Genomic DNA, 15772 nt, shown 5'->3' with positions numbered 1-15772 from the left:
AGTTTCCCGCTTACTGCTGCGGTGATTCCACCTGCTCCTCAGCCTGCTTTTCACGGCATTTCTTGCAAATGCCTTGAAAATCAAGACGATGATCAACAACAGTAAATTGAAATTCCTTCTCCAAGCGCTCTTCCAAAGGCCCAAGCCAATCCTCACGAATCTCCTGCATAGAGCCGCATTGGACACATATCAAATGATGATGATGATGCTTATTCGTATCTCCGCGCAAATCATATCGTGCAACGCCGTCGCCGAAGTTCATTTTCTCCACGACATGCAGCTCACTTAACAATTCCAATGTACGATATACGGTGGCAAGACCGATTTCAGGCGCTTTTTCTTTCACGAGCATGAATACGTCCTCAGCACTAAGATGATCTTCTTCATTCTCGAGCAGGACGCGCACGGTTGCCTCGCGCTGTGGTGTCAGCTTGTACCCTTGGGATTGAAGTTGCTGCTTAATCTTCTCAATCCGCGCTTCCAATGGTCTCCCCCCTTGCCTGCCATCCACGTTTCATTTGTATCACTTCTATATATTATAGGGGGAGAACGCAAGCAGTGTCAAATGAATTGCACAAAGTCAATTTTCTTGGCACGATTCATTCTTAATTCAATCAACTTAGCATCGGAACGACCCAACTCATCATAATAGGGGACACCCATGTTGCAATCGCAGCTACCCCAGCCATACCAACCAATGAGACAGTTTGAAGTGTCATAAAACGGTGGAGAGGTTCACGCAATGACTGCATTCTAGGAACAAATAAGCGATTTTTTAAAATATGCATTGCGAATACCATGGAGGCTACGCTTGCAATCATCAAAAAAGGAATCGCAACAATGTTATGCGGGGCGACAGATACGAGTGCGAACAGAACACCCCTCCATGCATATTGGCTAATAAGCGTCCCTACCGAAAATCCGATAAATACGCCCTTTGCGAACACAAGTGCAAGTACAAGAGGAAAGCCGATAATGGATATGCCGAGCAGTGCAATGAGTGCTACCCATTTGACATAGAACATCGTCGAGCTTAAGAACGTCTCCCCACCGACTCCAGCTAAATTCGAAGCAGCTGACTCCTGCCCCATCGTCGATACAAATTGATTGACATGGCTGCCTATATCCTGTTGCTGCTCCAATGTCAAAGCATTGACAAGCAAGGAACCAAATACAACGCCGACAAGGAAAAGAACAGATACGAAAATATATAAATGGAGCTGAGCACGAAAAGACTGAGCAATCGGCTTCATGGATGAAGGCCCCTTTCTAGTAGGTTACAGTGACGAATATCTCGTCCATCCAATTTATGCTCCAGCTCGTCCATTTATGATTTTGAAATCTATTCCCCGGCAATTACTTTGCCATAAGTCCCGCCGCCTCCGCTTTGCAGAGATAATTGTCCGCTACGAGCAAGCACGATAAGCTCTGCCGTTGCTTGTCCAACTACTTGCTTGAGTTCTTCTTCCGTGGCATGATGCAGGACGTTCATCTCTGTTCCAAAATGCCCCAGCAGCTTAGCCAGCGTTCGCTTCCCTACGCCAGGTATGAACTCGAGCGGAATTTGCATACAGTATGGTGGGCGGTGAGCGAGACATGTCGCTTCGCGGTCAGCGATAGATTGAATCCGATCCGATACACCGCGAATAAACTTCTTTGAGCCGCACTTCTCACAGATAGGCTGTACTTCACTTAAAGTACCATCGATAACGATCCCATCCAGGACATGACCACAATTGGCACATGACGTACGATGATATTTTCCAAGACGAGGATTAAGGCCGTAATTGGCTGTAACCTTGCGCCCCGCTTCGCTACGAAGCGCCATTGCCCATTCCTTGAATGTAGGAGATGCCATGGCAAGTGCATTATATTCCCTTGCGATTTTACTTAGAGAATGCGCATCCGAGTTCGTCAGAAGCGTAAAGCGATCCAATTCAGAGATACAGCTTGCCATTTCCGTATCGGCACTCAATCCAAGTTCTACAGCGTCTATCAGCTCTAAATCCAGTATGTCGGCCATTCGATCTGCGCAATTCCCATATATGCTCTTATAAGGAGTAAATACATGTGCAGGCACGAACAAACCACCATACGCCGCCGTTTCTTCTTGCAGGGTACGACCAGACAAATAAACACGCTGCGACGATAAATTCATATTCGTTACATGAGGTGCAAGCCAGCTTGAGAAGCGCTCCATTGCATTTATGTTCGGCAAGTAACAGAGCACATGGGCGATACCATATCCTTCTTCACGGATCTCTAGCTCCGTTCCCAAAAACAAAGTTGTATCCTTGTACCGAATTCCTCCGTCGGCAAGCTCCTCCATCTCCCCCTTATCGAGAAGTGCCGAGATATCCCGCAGAACACCCGGCGCATGGGCATCGATGATGCCAATTAAGTGGACTCCTTTGCGTTCCGATGCCTCCTGTGCAATTGCCTCAAAGGTTAAATTGCGGCTGGCGCTTATTTTAACAGGCCGTCCATCGGACGTGCTGCCAATATGGATATGGAAATCCCCATACATCGTATGAAGCGCATCGTTTGGCTTGCTTCCTGCTGCGTTGTTCATTTGCTTACACCGGCCACTTTCCAGTCAATTTGTAAATTTGCCACGCATACATCGCATTGATTGTCTTCGCATCACTAATACTCCCATCACGCATCGCATCGAAAGCCTCTTCTAAGGTCATCGCGCCTACCTCAAGGAACTCATCCTCATCTGTATGCGCTTCACCTGCTGTCAATTGCTCTGCTACATATAAATAAATGATTTCATCTGCAAAGCCAGGCGACGTATAAAAGGAGCCTAATGGAATAAGAGTATTCGCTCGATATCCCGTCTCTTCCTCGAGTTCTCGCATCGCTGCCTCTATTGGCTGCTCGCCCGGATCAAGCTTGCCAGCGGGAATTTCAACCTGATTGCGACCAAGCGGTTTACGATATTGCTCGACAACGAGCATTTTCTCCCCTTTGATAGCTAGCACGGCAACTGCACCAGGATGACGGACAATCTCTCTTGTAGCAGTTGATCCGTCTGGAAGCTTAACCGTATCTACTTGGAGCTTAATGATTTTTCCATCAAATATGGACTTGGTCTCAATTGTAACTTCTTCCAGGTGATTGCATGTCTGTATCGGTCTTTGATGTTCATTCATATTCTCTTTCTCCTTTATGTCATATTCCCGTTCACTAGAACATACTCATTATATCATTACGGCTTGTCCGATTCGATCCGGGAGTGATGCATGAATGCAGCGAATATATCAAGAACAAGAAATGCTGCTAGTAGGTAAGAAGCAAGAGGTAATGGTTGAGCTGCGCCGCCTCATGATGCGCCATGGAGGCAACACTTCAATATCAGAGCTGGTTCAACAGCAAGCGAACCGTGGAAATTTCAGCAAAAAACAAATTGCCTTCACCTCTTACGATGCAAAATAACTCTTCAACTTATGCGCAAAGTCTCTAAATACCAAAAAGCCCTTGTTCATGATTCTCATTGAACAAGGGCTTTACTATTCTAATTTTGAGGCAGTCAATTGTGCTTTTCTTACCTAATGGTAGATAGCATGGCCGCATCCATCAAAAAGTTGTATTCCATGAGTAATGTGTTATGCTTGTGCAGCTTGTTGAATAATGGCTACAACTAATTCGCTTGTTTTCACCAAGTCGGATACGTGAATACGTTCTTTCGTTGTATGAATGTCCAAGTATCCTACCGCCAAGTTTACTGTCGGCACACCCATGCCATTGAAGATGTTCGCATCGCTGCCACCGCCCGAATGGAACAAGCGAGTCGTTGCACCGATGCTTTCGATTGCCCGCTTTGCAAGCTGTACGACTTCATCCTTCTCTGTAAACTGGAATGCAGGATACACAATATCACTATGGAACTCAGCCTTTGCTCCACATTCCTCAGCTGCGCTCACGAGCGCTTCCTTCATTGCCTTCGCTTGAGCCTCAACTTTATGCTGTACGATACTACGCGCTTCCGCATGCAGCTTCACATAATCGCATACAATGTTTGTTGCGCCACCACCTTCGAATTTGCCGATGTTAGCAGTCGTTTCGTGGTCAATGCGGCCAAGCGGCATTCGGGAGATCGCTTTGCTGGCAACTTGAATTGCGCTGATGCCATCTTCCGGATTCACGCCCGCATGAGCGGACTTGCCGAATACTTCCATCGTAATTTTGGCTTGTGTTGGAGCAGCTACCGCGATCGCTCCGATTTCACCGTTAGAGTCCAGCGCATAACCGAAATCAGCCTGCAAGTGGCTACTGTCCATTGCACGGGCGCCTACAAGACCGGATTCCTCACCAACTGTAATGATGAATTGAATCGTGCCATGCGGCGTATTCGATTCTTGAATGAGTCGGATAGCTTCGAACATCGCAGCAAGCCCTGCCTTGTCGTCTGAACCAAGAATTGTCGTGCCGTCGCTGCGGATATATCCATCCTCACCAAGCTGTGGTTTAATGCCATTACCTGGTGTAACAGTATCCATATGAGAAGTAAAGAATAAACGCTTTGCATTCTCTTGTCCTTCTGTAGCTGGCCAATTCACTATCAGGTTGCCTGCCCCATGACCGGTTTCAGCTGTTGTGTCGTCTTCCGATACCTGTAAGCCAAGCGCCTCGAATTGCTGTTTCAATGCATCGCAGATCGCGCGTTCGTTTTTGTCTCACTATCAATTTGAACCAGTTCCATAAAATGCTTTACAAGTCTTTCTTGTTGAACCATATCTCTTTCCTCCAAACGATTATTTAATGTACAATAGAGAATAACTCATGATTTAATGATGAAAGGAGTTCTCTGCCCTCATGCAATCCAAACGATGGTTTAAAATTATTATTTATGTCATGCTCGCCGCGATGCTCGCATCCACCGTGCTTGTGATTGTCGAGCCATTCATATATGGCTAGTGCTTCAAGCAGAATAAGCTGGGGCCACATAGCTGCATCGATCAAGCAACCACATAACCAGAATCAAGTTGAACGGCTACGGGACAAGCCATGCGAGAAATCGCATGGCTTGTTCTAACTTGCACCCTCTTACACCGACAACGACGTATCCATCTGAGCCGCTTCGAATCCGAACACATGAATAAGATGTGGCAGCAACAATTGACCCACTTGCTCAACGGTAAAGGATTGTCCTGTACAGTCTTCTAAAGAAGTTACTCCGTATTCACTAATTCCACACGGAATAATGCCTGAGAACCCTTCATGCTGAATACCACTCTTCACATTCAGTGCAAAGCCATGGCTAGTTACAAAACCACGACGGTGTCTGCATTTATTAAATTTCACACCAATCGCCGCTATTTTAACATTGCCAACCCACACACCGGTATACTCTGGCTTCCGGGTTCCTGTTACACCGAATGTTGCAAGAAATTGAATAATAGCTTCTTCGAGCGATCGCAAATAACCATGAAGATCTAATTGAGGCCCATCCAATAGCACTAACGGATAGCCAACAAGCTGGCCTGGACCGTGATATGTAATATCCCCACCGCGATCAATCTCATACAGCGCTATCCCTTGACGTTCAAGTTCATCCTTGCTAAGCAGCAAATGCTCAGGATGACGCTGAGAACCGATTGTATACGTAGGGGGATGCTCAAGCAGCAGCAGCGTATCCTCTCTCGTTCCATCATCAATGGCACGGACGAGTTTTTTTTGTAAATCCCATGCTGCACCATAATCGATGCGATCCATGTACGTTACACGAAGAGCCTTGTCCAATTTGTTCCATTCATTACTCATTGTTATCACGCTTTCTTCTGTCGATTCGTGCTGATCTTATTTTAATACACTTTCGTGTCCAATGAGAAGCCTTCAAGATTTTCTTTTACACGCTGCAAAAATCTTCCGCAAATTACGCCGTCGAGAATCCGATGATCCAAAGATAGACACATGTTCGCCATGGAGCGAACCGCAATCATATCATTAATGACGACAGGCTTTTTCACGATCGATTCGAACGTAAGAATCGCGGCCTGCGGATAGTTAATAATCGGATACGATAGAATGGAACCGAATGAGCCAGTATTGTTCACCGTAAATGTTCCGCCCTGCATATCATTCGGAGACAATGTTCCTTCTCTCGTTTTGCGTGCCAGCTCATCAATTTCTCTAGCTAAGCCCGCAATATTTTTTGGTCTGCCTTCTTAATGACAGGCGTCAATACCGAATCTTCCGTACCTACTGCCAAAGACAGGTTAATATCGCGCTTCACGATAATTTTATCGACAGCCCATACCGAGTTCATAATTGGGTAATCCTTGATCGCATTAACAATCGCCTTGAGTACGAATGCCAAATAAGTCAGGTTAATGCCTTCCTTGCGCTTGAATTCATCCTTAATCTTGTTGCGAAGCTGTACGAGATCCGTTACATCGACCTCAATAGTCGTCCAAGCATGCGGTATTTCAGAAACACTCTGACGCATGCGTGTCGCAATTGTATGCCTAATCGGCGTTACGTCAATGAAGGTCTCTCCATTGCCTGCTTGTCCGCTGCCCTCAATTTCAATAGAAGGAATGCGCGGTGTTTCAGTTAAATGCAGCCCAGTATGGCGTACAGGCCCACTAGCTTGCTGAACAAAAACAGATTGCGGCATGGCAGCTCCGCCAGATATCCCCATACTTGGCGCTGCAGTTGGCACGTTGCCTACCGAGCCCGCAGATGCTGGCCCCGAAGGTATTACAACTGCTTCTCCGCCAGCTTCGATCGCCGCCATAACATCCTTGCGTGTAATACGACCACCCAATCCAGAACCAGCTATACGCTGCAAATCAATGCCATGCTCCTGCGCAAGGCGCTGTACAGCCGGTGAATAGCGATTGCGCATATCCTGCCCAGTGTGATTGCCTTGAGCATTTGCTGATTGCTGAGGCTTCGGCTCAGAGACATTTGTTGCAGACACTGGTGCAGATGCCGCTCCTTGCGGCTCAACACGGCAAATTACCGCGCCAACTGCAACTGTCTCCCCTTCGTGAGCTACAATCTCGCGCATAATTCCTGCTTCAGTTGCAGGCAATTCCGCAACTACCTTGTCCGTAATCACCTCACAAATCGGCTCATATGCATCAAAGGCATCACCAGGACGTTTCAGCCATTTGCCAATCGTCGCCTGTACGAGCGACTCCGCCAGTTGCGGCATTAATACTTCTGTTCCATGATTTGAAGACATCGTTTCACACTCCCGTTCTGTACGGCCTGGAGAGAAGCTCTAAAATTAGAAAATAAGCTCCTCACCTCTGGCCGTCTGCCATTCAATTAGAAGATAGCCAATTGGCGCATCGCTTCCTTCACTTTGTCCTTGCTTAGCATGAAGAATTTCTCCATCGGAGGACTATAAGGCATTGCTGGCACATCCGGTCCGCACAAGCGTTGAATCGGTGCATCGAGATCGTAGAGCAGCTCTTCTGCAATAATCGCTGCTACCTCCGCCCCTACGCCACCAGTCTTGTTATCCTCGTGAATAATGAGCACCTTGCCAGTCTTCGATACAGCCTCGAGTATCGCTGTACGATCAAGCGGTTGAATCGTCCGTAAGTCCAGCACATGCGCACTGATACCCTCCTTCGCCAATTCATCCGCAGCCTGCAGTGCAAAATGGACGGGCAAGCTGTATGCGATAACCGTTAAATCTGTTCCTTCACGAACTACGTTCGCTTTGCCAATTGGCACTATATAATCGTCAGCCGGAACCTCTCCTGAGATCATCCGATAGCACTTCTTGTTCTCAAAGAAAATAACCGGATCTGGATCACGAACCGCTGCCTTCAGCATTCCCTTCGCGTCATATGCAGTGGCCGGAGCTACTATTTTTAATCCCGGTGTACCGAAAAATACCGATTCAGGGCATTGGGAATGATATAACCCTCCCGCAACGCCCCCCCCAATTGGAGCACGTACAACAAGTGGACAGGTCCAATCATTGTTCGAGCGATATCTGATCTTCGCCGCTTCACTAATGATTTGGTTCGTTGCCGGGAACATGAAGTCTGAATACTGCATTTCCGCAATCGGCTTCATACCGACCATTGCTGCGCCAATAGCAACACCTGCAATTGCTGATTCAGCAAGCGGAGTATCAAGGGCACGAGATTCACCAAACTGCTCATATAGACCTTTCGTCGTAGTAAAAACGCCGCCCTTCACACCGACATCCTCACCAAGCACGAATACGCTCTTATCTCGCTCCATTTCTTCCTTCATTGCCAAACGAATTGCATCAATGTATTCCATTACTGCCATGTTCCTTGACCCTCCTCCCCGTAAACATGCTTCAGCGCTTCTTCTGCTTGCGGGAATGGCGCCTGTTCGCCATAAGAAGTTGCGTCGTCAAGCACAGCCTTCAATTCAGCACGCAAGGCTGCATCCTCCTCTTCCGACCATATACCGCACTCCATCAAGTATGCCTTGAAGCGAGGAAGCCCGTCCTTCTTGCGATGCTCCTCCACTTCTTCCTTTGTACGGTATGCCATGTCATTGTCTGAAGTGGAATGTGGAGACAAGCGGTACATGACTGCTTCAATGAGTGTAGGCCCCTCGCCTCGAACAGCACGCTCACGTGCTTCCTTCACAATCCGGTATACCTCAAGCACATCACAACCGTCAACCTGAACTCCAGGGAAGCCGTAGCCTAAAGCCCGATCGCAAACCCGACCTGCTATTTGCTTCGCAATCGGCACCGAGATGGCGTATTGATTGTTCTCTACCATAATGATCGTCGGCAGCTTGTGCACACCGGCGAAGTTGCAGCCTTCATGGAAGTCGCCTTGGTTGCTTGATCCTTCTCCAAGCGTTACGAAGGATACCGCATCCTCATTGCGCATTTTCGTGGCTAGTGCGATACCTGCCGCATGTGGAACCTGTGTCGTGACTGGACTTGATCCTGTTACGATCCGCAGCCGCTTGCAGCCAAAGTGACCTGGCATTTGGCGTCCTCCGCTGTTCGGGTCGCCTGCCTTGCCGAATAATGCTAGCATAAGCTCACGTACAGTCATCCCAACCGACATCACAAATCCATAATCCCGGTAATATGGCAAGAAATAGTCTTTCTGATGATCAAGTGCAAATGCTGCGCCAATTTGCGCTGCTTCTTGGCCAATCCCTGATACATGGAAATTAATTTTGCCGGCACGCTGCAGCAAAAGCGCACGTTCATCATACATCCGCGCTTGAAGCATCATTCGGTACATTTCCAATGCCTGCTTATGGGACAGACCAAGTTCTTCATGTCTCGTCAGTTGACGAGTTGTCATATCTGGTGTCATGGAGTCATCCTCCTTTATTGTTGCATCATTCGTCCTTATCCTGCCGCGTAGAGCAGGTAAGAGTACCATTGCAGTCAGGATAATGAACAGTGGTCAGTTATCTAATACCAGGTACTAAGACTAGAGCCTAAAAACTATTATACTCTGAACATTCCCAAAAGAAAACGTCAGACTCCTCGCATCCTTTATAGATTTAATGCGCGACCATCAACAGCAAGCATAGCTTCGCCCATAATCTCACTGAGAGAAGGATGCGGGTGAATAACCTCTCCTACTTCCCACGGTGTAGCATCCAGCCACTGGGCAACCGCGGCTTCGCCGATCAATTCTGTAGCATGAGGCCCAACGATATGTACACCGAGCAGATCATTTGTGCTCGAATTTGCAATTATTTTCACGAATCCTGACGTATCACCTTGTACGATTGCCTTCCCTATTGCCTTGAAAGGAACTTTACTCGTCTTAATCGAATATCCAGCTTCGACTGCTTCCTTTTCTGTCCATCCAATTGATGCTGTCTCTGGAGAAGTGTAGATACAGCGAGGAATACGGTGGGAGTCAATGGTGTATTGAGCCTCGCCGCATAGATGACGAACTGCCAATATCCCTTCAGCAGATGCTGCGTGTGCAAGCTGGAGTCCCCCGATGACATCGCCAATTGCGTATATGTGGGATTCATTTGTCTGCATATATTCATTAACTGTAATTCGGCCGTTACTGTATTCGATGCCCGCATTTTCCAATCCGATGTTCTCGATATTGGCCTGTCTCCCAATACATACAAGCAGCTTGTCTGCAGTTATGTCTACTGCTTGCCCCTTCGCAGTGATTTGGAGCCTTACTTCTCCTGTATCTGAATCTATCTGAACCTTCTCAGATTCTACAATTGCATCTGTATGTATACGCACTCCACGCTTTGCCAGCTGCCGCTGAAGTTCGGTTGACACATCCTTATCCTCTTGAGGTATAAGATGAGAAGCAGACTCGATAACTGTAACCTCTACGCCAAAGTCTATCAGCATAGAAGCCCATTCTACCCCGATAACTCCTCCACCTAGTATAGCCACCCGCTTCGGCAGTTCATCCCACTCCAACGCTTCGTCTGTCGTCACTATAGATGGATGATCCACGGGAAGCCCCTGCAGCTTGCGCGGACGTGAGCCTGTAGCAATGATGACATAGTTCGGAACGACCGTAATCGCTTCTCCGTCTTCACATTCCACAGCAACCGAGCCGCTCTTCGGTGAAAAGATAGAAGGCCCCATAATGCGTCCTACCCCACGAATCACTTCGATATTGTACTTCTTCATTAAAAATTGCACACCATTATGAAGCTGGTCAACAACCTTCTGTTTTCGAGCCTGTACCCGATCGAAGTTCAACCTCATCCCTTCAATTTCGACGCCGAATGAAGCTGCTTCTCCTGCTTGACGGTAAATCTCCGCACTTCGAAGCAGCGCCTTGCTAGGTATGCATCCACGGTGCAAGCAAGTTCCTCCCAGCTTCTCACGTTCAATGACAGCGACTGATTTTCCTGCCTGGGCCGCCGCTATTGCAGCAATATAACCCCCAGTTCCTCCTCCCAAGATCGCAACATCTACTTGTTTCGTCATGCAAGCAACTCTCCTTTTCGTTCAATTTCCGATGGTTCTATTGTACTCCCTTTTCTTTGCGCCGCAAACATGACAACTGTCATTCTGTTCAGTTCTAAGAGAGGAAACATTAGACAAGTAAGCGCAATCAAGGTAATATTAAGCTAACTTACATAGATGTGAGCAGGTGAAGAACATAATGAAGCAAACCCATGTTATCACTCGATTTATTGCGGTTCTGCTCCTGGCCATTCCGGGAGTTATCGCGACAAGCGGCTTTCTGCTTATGAAAAATGCGATATTCGACTATGTGGTCGATCACGGAAATGACAAGCTGACTGCCCCCGTATTCCAATGGGTGCCCTTCACCATTGGTCTGCTGCTATTTATTCTAGGCGTAGGCTTCATTGGAGGCTGGATATTTTATCGTGACCGTAAGCGCAATTATGTGGCCACACGCTTCCGTGAGAAACGTCCTAAACCTCCATCCCTCCGACCAGGTGTGAAAACTTCTGCAAAAGGTGAAGAGCAGACTTCGAGTATATCCGGACCACAAGAAGAGCGCACGAATCACTCTAGTGGTTCCTAATTCGGTCGGTAACACATTGTATTCGTTTACACGATGAATTCAGAATAAAATTAACTACATTTGCATGAAATAGGGCCTCTATTATCACTGTTTTGTGACGATAGAGGCCCTTTTTATTGGTATTTATTCTTCTTTCTTAGCCAGCTTTTCCTTCAAACGAGCAAGTTCCTGGTCAACCAGTTCACGTGCATCAAGTGCAGGTGCTGGCTGTGATGGAGGCTCTTGCCGTTGGGGTGTGTTCTCTTCCTTTTCCGAGGATCCAAATCGCTCTGATGCGTCCGTCGCTGTAAGCAAATCTGTATCCATGGACTCTAACTTGTGCTTTCTCTCATGTCCTTGCTCAAGTACAACTCCATCTTCTGCTAACGTCGATTCGACCGACGAAGGAGCATTAGATGATGCAGATCCTCCAACTCGATCTTTTTGCATCCGTTCAGGAATTGTAATCACATTCCGGGTCCGGCTTATTTTCTCATAGAACAAACGTTTATCCTTCTTGAACATATGAAGAAGCAAATGCAGGAATAGTAATCCATTAAAGCCCACCCACGCGATAAAGACAAGCACCGTTACAATTGGATCCATCGGATCCATTGCTTCATTAAATCGCATAACATAACCAAATACGTAATTGATGCCGCCTACACCGAAATAAAGTAATCCGTAACGCTTCATCAACCCCATAAATGTAAGGGTTCGGGTCGAATTGTCTATATCATCTTGAACAAGATGGATGCGTGTCACCCATTTGCCAAATGTTTTTCCATCGGTAAACAATGGAATGATGACGAAATACACAAGAATACCTGCCGCAAGATAAAGCATATTGAACTCACTCAACTGGAAGTTAATACTTTGTTTGTCTCCGTAGACAAGTGACCGGTATACAATGTACATACATCCCATAATGATGGATAGCAGCGTCAAATCTAGCCATGCAGCAATGCCTCTGCGAATGAATCCAACAGGCTTTTTGGTCAGATCGATATGATCATCAAGCTGATGCGAGCGCGGCAGGAAGTATGTAAATACTGGCGCAAGCAAGAATCCGACAATTCCGCCTAAGGTGTTCAAAATCAAGTCGTCCACATCGAATAACCGATACGGACAATCGTAGATGCCGTACAAGCCTGTTCGCTGTGTAACCTCGAAGAATAAGGAGACGAAACATGCAATTGCGGTCGTTTGCAAAAACGAGCGCCGGTAATAGTAGCGCATATATACGCCAAGCGGAAGTGTTAGTACTACATTGAAAGCTGCTTGGATAAATGCTCTTTCTTTAAGAAGCAGTACATAGGTCGTTGGATGCGACCATTCAACACGGGATTCCTTCACAATGTCTCGGACGAATTGGAATGGGCGCAGCTGTTCAAATACAGCACCGGCTCGATCCAAGCAATTATGCACATTTTGTGGCAGTGGCAATATGACCAAATAATAAGCAGATATGAAATAAAGAAGCATGGAGTAAAGCACCATGGCGCGAACCTTATTCACATATCCATATTTTCGATATTGCACAATAAGAAACGGCAGTGTCAGAAATAGTGCCGCTATCGGGAATGTAATAAAAGCAAACTTAATGGGAAATAGATATGCGTTCATTTGAAACCCTCTTTATATCTGTAGTCGCATTCGTAACTTTAACGATAATACCACCAAAAGTCAACGAGTTGAGAGCCAATTTCCACATTACATTTTTGTAAGCCTGCATACGAAACGATTCCAATGCAGATTAGGCCGAACTGCTGGAACCTTTCCCCTCCGACCTGATTACAATAATCATGATAACATGTCGTGGATCAAGGAGAATATGTTATGGCGGCGGAAGATGATAATCATCGAATTATATTACTTATTGTCCTCATTGTAGGGTTCGTATCCTTTGCGTTTGGAATTGTGAAAGGAACTGGAGAAGAACCGGCAGAAACAATAATACCGTAATCTGACAAGAGGGTGAGTGGCTGTGTCCTTTTCGAGTAACAATCAAAAGAAATCAAATGGAAACGGAAACGGTAACTCTAAAAAACAGTAAAAAAAGGCCAACTGCCCTAACTTAAGCATTGACCAAATTGCAGTTATCGCTGCATTACTAACGAATTCCTTGAAGGTACAATCTGTTCTCGTAGACCGTGATCAGGCAGTTGAAATATTGCTCGTCGGCTCTCTTCGCAAAAAAACACAGATGGACAATCTGCTCGATCAAATAAGCGATCTGTCGGTCGGAGATTTCCTCGAAAGCTTAAAAAGATTCGGCGAATAACAGGTCTATTTAGGTATTTCTTCACGTGGACAAGTGTTGGCGCTCAAATGAGAACCTCTAAACCTCTATTGCTCCGTCAACTTTTATTATAGAAATTCAAAGCAGGGTTAGAGCAGTCTTGCTTCTCTAACCCTGCTTTATTATTTTCATATGCTTCAAACGATCAACTTCGTATGACTTTACCCAAGAATCGCTTCACTGGCCCATAAGGCGTATCAAGCATTTCATAGAAGCTGACCATAACCGGATACTTCACGCCTATCATATCAATGTTCTCAAAAATGATGTTCTGTTCCCCTTCCCTCAACAACGGTTCCTCAACAAGTGAGAACAGTTTAGAGCCGAGCATACGTCCGCTATGATCAGTTAACTCCAGCTTGATTTTCGATAAGCTCGGATCAGTCATTACCTGCTTCGCCCGAATGATATTCAGTTTCAGTCTTAAGGCATATGCTGTCGACCCAGACGTTTCAGAACCGCCTCGCAGCCATTTTCCTTCCCAATCGTTGATCTTCAACTGGAATGGATACATATCAAACAGCAAGTCGCCTGTATTATCGTAGCTCGTCTTGAATCGGAATGTATCTACTATGAAAGGATAGTCCTTCTCTTCACGATTGTCTATGACATGCAGCAAAAATTCTGGCTCCTTCCCGACATCAGGCAATACGAACATATGTGACTCGACAACAGCAGCGTTAGGAAGCAGCGATTTTTTGTCCACCTTGGTACCTAGGCGTTCACCGCCAAATCTAGAGCCATTCTTATCCTCTACCTCAAATTGATAAGAAGGTATTGTGACCGAGGAACTGCTTTTATTTTCGAATTTGAAACGAAGAAGCAGAGCTTTGAAGCCAGCCTCTTTGTTCTCAAGGAGCGTTTCCTCTTCCATCGATACATTCAAACCTACCGGGAATAATTCCGAAGCGTCACTGAAACTAAGCTGATCCCTCAGTCTATAATCGGTCGGTACGACTTTACTCGTTCCTTGATTCGGAATGGTAATAAAAAGGCGGCCTACTTGATAGGTTGCTGCTTTGGTCGGATCAGTTGAGCCAGGTGGAAGGAATGACTCGGACGTTAAAAGCTTCAAGCCTGTGAGCACTGTATTCGGCCCTGTCTCTACCGCGTATCGGAGCGTTGCGCTTTCACCCGGCATAAGCGATTCAGGAGCCTTTCCCAGCTTTTTGCTCTGATACAGATCGTTGTTCGACCATGCTGTCAGCTTAATATCAGGCACATTTTCACGTATATTATTCCTATTTACGACACGGAATGTAACGACGTGAACCGTCTCCAGCTTTTCCTTGAACCGTTCTGCTGCTTGCGCTGGTTTGCCTGAGCTTTTCATTATACTGATCGGTGTGTACGTAAGCATTGATGATTTCGACAATGATTGCAGTTGGAAAGGCTGCCCCCACTCCTTAATCATGGAGGGGTCAGTAATTGGAGAATAATCATTCTCCCATGCAGGCTGCTTTATATCCATTACCGTGACGATGGTTTCTTTTTTGGATATACCTCACGATTCACTTCCTTCCATATAAAGCGGACAGGAGTGGCTGTATCATCTGCATCTGCAACTACATTGCTCATCCAGCGCAACTCTGCCACCTCGCCCTGAGACAGCACCCGTACATTGCTCTCGCTAGCTATCATGGCATATTCCTTCTTATTGTCCATCTGCACATATAGTTCGTAATCGGGCATCCGAAGCCTTTTTCCTGACTCATTTTTGACCTTCATCGTGGTGGCAACCTGCTTCCCTTTGTCCGTTACACTGTTAATCACATCAGTTAGTTCGATCTTTACTCGAAATCTATTTTTCCAGTAATCCTGAGCCTTCGGCACCTGCTTCTGAATAGGCTTCGTAGTAATGGCGTTTGAAGGCGATTTAGCCGGATTCACTGTATTAGAAGGCTTGCCTCCTTCCTTCACAACGGCGAGTGCACTAGTTGGTAGCGTACCGATAATCATTCCGCACAGTGCGGCAAAAGCAATAGCCTGAATTGTTTTCTGCTTCATGTCACGTCAACCC

Annotated in this window: 14 protein-coding genes and 3 pseudogenes; 4 read left to right on the top strand and 13 right to left on the bottom strand. The window is 46.4% G+C overall.

Going from position 1 to position 15772, the window contains the following annotated elements:
- Nucleotides 1-10: 10 nt before the first annotated feature.
- The 4 genes from fur to PAV_RS12825 form a co-directional block, all read right to left on the bottom strand.
- The gene (fur, locus tag PAV_RS12840) at nt 11-484 is read right to left on the bottom strand and encodes a ferric iron uptake transcriptional regulator (RefSeq protein WP_005546785.1); all 474 of its coding nucleotides are present in this window, start codon (nt 482-484) and stop codon (nt 11-13) included.
- 130 nt (nt 485-614) lie between these two features.
- Complete coding sequence (gene spoIIM, locus PAV_RS12835; RefSeq protein WP_005546784.1) at nt 615-1253, bottom strand: stage II sporulation protein M; 639 nt, start codon at nt 1251-1253, stop codon at nt 615-617.
- 89 nt (nt 1254-1342) lie between these two features.
- Complete coding sequence (locus tag PAV_RS12830) at nt 1343-2572, bottom strand: endonuclease Q family protein (protein ID WP_005546782.1); 1230 nt, start codon at nt 2570-2572, stop codon at nt 1343-1345.
- Between the two features lie 4 nt (nt 2573-2576).
- Nucleotides 2577-3158, bottom strand: a complete 582-nt coding sequence (locus tag PAV_RS12825) for an NUDIX domain-containing protein (protein WP_005546780.1) — start codon at nt 3156-3158, stop codon at nt 2577-2579.
- A gap of 94 nt (nt 3159-3252) precedes the next feature.
- On the opposite strand from PAV_RS12825, the gene PAV_RS12820 reads away from it, so the two are divergent.
- Nucleotides 3253-3441, top strand: a complete 189-nt coding sequence (locus PAV_RS12820) for a hypothetical protein (RefSeq protein ID WP_005546778.1) — start codon at nt 3253-3255, stop codon at nt 3439-3441.
- A 170-nt stretch (nt 3442-3611) separates the two neighbouring features.
- Here the strand turns inward: PAV_RS12820 and PAV_RS12815 are convergent.
- A pseudogene (locus tag PAV_RS12815) lies at nt 3612-4741 on the bottom strand (M20/M25/M40 family metallo-hydrolase).
- An 80-nt stretch (nt 4742-4821) separates the two neighbouring features.
- Between PAV_RS12815 and prli42 the strand changes: the two are divergent.
- Nucleotides 4822-4923 carry a stressosome-associated protein Prli42 gene (prli42, locus tag PAV_RS34200; RefSeq protein WP_005546772.1) on the top strand — a complete coding sequence of 34 codons (102 nt, stop codon included), beginning with the start codon at nt 4822-4824 and terminating at the stop codon, nt 4921-4923.
- 129 nt (nt 4924-5052) lie between these two features.
- Here prli42 and lipB read toward each other — a convergent pair whose 3' ends face one another.
- The 5 genes and pseudogenes from lipB to lpdA all read right to left on the bottom strand — a co-directional run bounded on the left by lipB (nt 5053) and on the right by lpdA (nt 10903).
- Nucleotides 5053-5769 (bottom strand): lipoyl(octanoyl) transferase LipB, encoded by a 717-nt coding sequence (gene lipB / locus PAV_RS12810; RefSeq protein ID WP_005546771.1) that lies wholly within the window; start codon nt 5767-5769, stop codon nt 5053-5055.
- 41 nt (nt 5770-5810) lie between these two features.
- A pseudogene (locus PAV_RS12805) lies at nt 5811-7198 on the bottom strand (dihydrolipoamide acetyltransferase family protein).
- 86 nt (nt 7199-7284) lie between these two features.
- The gene (locus tag PAV_RS12800; protein WP_005546766.1) at nt 7285-8268 is read right to left on the bottom strand and encodes an alpha-ketoacid dehydrogenase subunit beta; all 984 of its coding nucleotides are present in this window, start codon (nt 8266-8268) and stop codon (nt 7285-7287) included.
- Nucleotides 8259-9290 carry a thiamine pyrophosphate-dependent dehydrogenase E1 component subunit alpha gene (locus PAV_RS12795; protein ID WP_005546764.1) on the bottom strand — a complete coding sequence of 344 codons (1032 nt, stop codon included), beginning with the start codon at nt 9288-9290 and terminating at the stop codon, nt 8259-8261. Before PAV_RS12795 ends, PAV_RS12800 begins: the two co-directional genes overlap by 10 nt.
- A 185-nt stretch (nt 9291-9475) precedes the next feature.
- Entirely contained in the window at nt 9476-10903 is a 1428-nt protein-coding gene (lpdA, locus tag PAV_RS12790; RefSeq protein WP_005546762.1) for a dihydrolipoyl dehydrogenase, read from the bottom strand.
- Nucleotides 10904-11081: 178 nt separating this feature from the next.
- On the opposite strand from lpdA, the gene PAV_RS12785 reads away from it, so the two are divergent.
- Nucleotides 11082-11471, top strand: a complete 390-nt coding sequence (locus PAV_RS12785) for a DUF2627 domain-containing protein (RefSeq protein ID WP_005546760.1) — start codon at nt 11082-11084, stop codon at nt 11469-11471.
- A 423-nt stretch (nt 11472-11894) separates the two neighbouring features.
- On the opposite strand, the pseudogene PAV_RS12780 reads toward PAV_RS12785, so the two are convergent.
- Nucleotides 11895-13076 (bottom strand): annotated as a pseudogene (locus tag PAV_RS12780) (VanZ family protein); the annotation flags it as partial.
- A 213-nt stretch (nt 13077-13289) separates the two neighbouring features.
- Between PAV_RS12780 and PAV_RS36880 the strand changes: the two are divergent.
- Complete coding sequence (locus PAV_RS36880; protein WP_005546756.1) at nt 13290-13415, top strand: hypothetical protein; 126 nt, start codon at nt 13290-13292, stop codon at nt 13413-13415.
- A gap of 482 nt (nt 13416-13897) precedes the next feature.
- Here the strand turns inward: PAV_RS36880 and PAV_RS12775 are convergent, their stop codons facing one another.
- Together PAV_RS12775 and PAV_RS34195 are read right to left on the bottom strand one after the other, a co-directional pair.
- Complete coding sequence (locus PAV_RS12775) at nt 13898-15223, bottom strand: hypothetical protein (protein WP_005546753.1); 1326 nt, start codon at nt 15221-15223, stop codon at nt 13898-13900.
- A complete protein-coding gene (locus PAV_RS34195; protein ID WP_005546750.1) occupies nt 15223-15759 on the bottom strand; it encodes a hypothetical protein in 537 nt (178 codons plus the stop codon). The genes PAV_RS12775 and PAV_RS34195 overlap by 1 nt, the downstream gene beginning before the upstream one ends.
- Nucleotides 15760-15772 lie beyond the last annotated feature (13 nt).

The sequence above is a fragment of the Paenibacillus alvei DSM 29 genome (assembly GCF_000293805.1).
Lineage (GTDB): Bacteria > Bacillota > Bacilli > Paenibacillales > Paenibacillaceae > Paenibacillus_B > Paenibacillus_B alvei.
The sequence above is the reverse complement of the archived record's forward strand: the minus strand, read 5'-3'. Positions and strand labels throughout refer to the sequence as shown.

Excerpts from the sequence above, each read along its gene's own strand:
- spoIIM (WP_005546784.1), bottom strand. The coding sequence starts at position 1,253 with ATGAAGCCGATTGCTCAGTCTTTTCGTGCTCAGCTCCATTTATATATT.
- PAV_RS12830 (WP_005546782.1), bottom strand. The coding sequence starts at position 2,572 with ATGAACAACGCAGCAGGAAGCAAGCCAAACGATGCGCTTCATACGATG.
- PAV_RS12825 (WP_005546780.1), bottom strand. The coding sequence starts at position 3,158 with ATGAATGAACATCAAAGACCGATACAGACATGCAATCACCTGGAAGAA.
- PAV_RS12820 (WP_005546778.1), top strand. The coding sequence starts at position 3,253 with ATGCAGCGAATATATCAAGAACAAGAAATGCTGCTAGTAGGTAAGAAG.
- prli42 (WP_005546772.1), top strand. The coding sequence starts at position 4,822 with ATGCAATCCAAACGATGGTTTAAAATTATTATTTATGTCATGCTCGCC.
- lipB (WP_005546771.1), bottom strand. The coding sequence starts at position 5,769 with ATGAGTAATGAATGGAACAAATTGGACAAGGCTCTTCGTGTAACGTAC.
- PAV_RS12800 (WP_005546766.1), bottom strand. The coding sequence starts at position 8,268 with ATGGCAGTAATGGAATACATTGATGCAATTCGTTTGGCAATGAAGGAA.
- PAV_RS12795 (WP_005546764.1), bottom strand. The coding sequence starts at position 9,290 with ATGACACCAGATATGACAACTCGTCAACTGACGAGACATGAAGAACTT.
- lpdA (WP_005546762.1), bottom strand. The coding sequence starts at position 10,903 with ATGACGAAACAAGTAGATGTTGCGATCTTGGGAGGAGGAACTGGGGGT.
- PAV_RS12785 (WP_005546760.1), top strand. The coding sequence starts at position 11,082 with ATGAAGCAAACCCATGTTATCACTCGATTTATTGCGGTTCTGCTCCTG.
- PAV_RS36880 (WP_005546756.1), top strand. The coding sequence starts at position 13,290 with ATGGCGGCGGAAGATGATAATCATCGAATTATATTACTTATTGTCCTC.
- PAV_RS12775 (WP_005546753.1), bottom strand. The coding sequence starts at position 15,223 with ATGGATATAAAGCAGCCTGCATGGGAGAATGATTATTCTCCAATTACT.
- PAV_RS34195 (WP_005546750.1), bottom strand. The coding sequence starts at position 15,759 with ATGAAGCAGAAAACAATTCAGGCTATTGCTTTTGCCGCACTGTGCGGA.